The 1,689-nt window shown below is 58.2% G+C and carries 2 protein-coding genes; both read right to left on the bottom strand.

The genetic code is table 11. The features are described 5' to 3' along the window. Window positions 1-873 (bottom strand): DUF6538 domain-containing protein (locus ACM9HJ_RS30930; RefSeq protein WP_416575659.1); only part of this gene is annotated, 873 nt, incomplete at its 3' end. A gap of 265 nt (window positions 874-1,138) precedes the next feature. Next, window positions 1,139-1,689, bottom strand: a 551-nt coding sequence (locus ACM9HJ_RS30925) for a tyrosine-type recombinase/integrase (RefSeq protein WP_416575658.1), incomplete at its 5' end; no start/stop codon positions are given.

The raw sequence follows: 1,689 nt of genomic DNA, 5'->3' as shown, positions 1-1,689 counted from the left end.
TCCGGCGAACTGGGCGAACTTGGAAGCGTTGCTGGGGAGCTTACCCAGCAGGTCTCGATATTCCCGGAAATCCTCGGCAGTAAGCGATACCAGTGGACGCCGTTCGCCGACCAGTTCGAGGAACCAGCCAAGGCACCGCTCATAATCCTTGCGTGTCTTCTCGACCCATCCGCTCTGTCTGTTGGCCTTGAACCGTTCAACCGCCTCACCGACCGTCAAAAGCGAGGGTGCAGTTTGGTCATTCGGGTCGTATGGGGCTCCGGGAATTGGCGGGAGCACATTTTCTCTGAGCCCCGTGAAAGCAGGGTCAATGATGAAGCTATCCTTGAGGTTCCCTGACAGCTTGGCGATCAGCACCCGCCGCATCTCAGCTTCCGCCCGCGCAACCATCTGTCCTAGATACTGGTAGCGCTCGTTGGCCGGGGGAATGGTCGGAAAACCCGCTTCGTCCACCAACTCGTTGACGATCTTCTGAGTCTTCGAGCTGAACTTTGACGCCATGGCGTCCCGCTGGAACGCCTTAAGGTCTTGGGCAGCCCCTTCGATCTCCATTTCCTTGTCGAACTTGTCGTCGTGTTCGGAACACCAGACGATCTCATTCGCGACGCTGAGGCGCTTTTCAAAATGGGCACGGACAAGGTCGTTGATTCGTTCTCTGGTCAGCTCCGGCATACCCCGCACCATCCGTATCAATTCTTGGAAGCTCACACTCAGGCGGCTTCCACGCATCCTAGCGATGCGGCGATCGGATGTCTTCAGAGAGAGTCGGAACTCCCGACGCCCGAATCGGGCCACGAGATCAGCGGGCAGCGCCATGCGGAACCAGTAGGTTTCGCCGCGCTTCCACAGGTGGGGCAGCGCGGCGCGGCTCATTCCGCACCCCGCGCTCTGTACCAACGTTTGTACCAAAATGCCGAAAGCCCCTTGGAGCTCTTCCAAGAGGCCTTATTCTCTAATGACTTAGCGAGAAAATGGCGGAGGGGATGAGACCCTAAAAGGGGTGTCACCAGATGCCGAACACCAAAGAAAATCAACAATCTACCGAAGCGCCAGAGTGATCTTTGATACAGCTCGGTGGAGCAGAAATCAAGGACCTGAAACCCGCTCGCGTGCACGCCGCATTTCTCTCAGACCAAGTTCACCAGCTTCCTTTTAGCTTCCGAGTCCGCCTCGATGTACCGGCTGGTGGTCTGAAGATTCTTGTGTCCCGCCAGTTCCATGACGTCCCGGAGCGACCCGCCAACGGTGCTGGCTTTGCGGGCAGCTTGCGTGATGAAGGAACGACGCCCGCTATGGGATGAACAGCCGGTGAAGCCCAATTTTCATACAGGTCCCAGAACCAGCGAACAACGCTTGGGGCAGACATCGACCGACCGCGCTCGCTGAAAATGATCGTGTCCTCCGGCTTGGGCTGGCGTTCGGCCCGGAGGTGCATCAGTGCCTCCCGCAGATCGCGATTCAGTGGAACGAAGCGACCCGATCCCATCTTTGCTGCCCGGTCTTCCAGGTGGAGGCTATCGCTGAGTTGACCATCGGCGGTCAGCACCATTCCCCAAGTGACCTGAGCAATCTCCTTCGCACGAAGTCCCGCTTTCACAGACAGCAGGAACATGACCCTGTCACGGGCCGGGTGTCGGTTCCCTGCAAGAACACCGAGGACGGCGTTGACCTGGGTCGCCGAGATAATCT

Source organism: Niveispirillum sp. KHB5.9, assembly GCF_048066115.1.
Lineage (GTDB): Bacteria > Pseudomonadota > Alphaproteobacteria > Azospirillales > Azospirillaceae > Niveispirillum.
This window is presented reverse-complemented; position numbering and strand designations above follow the sequence as displayed.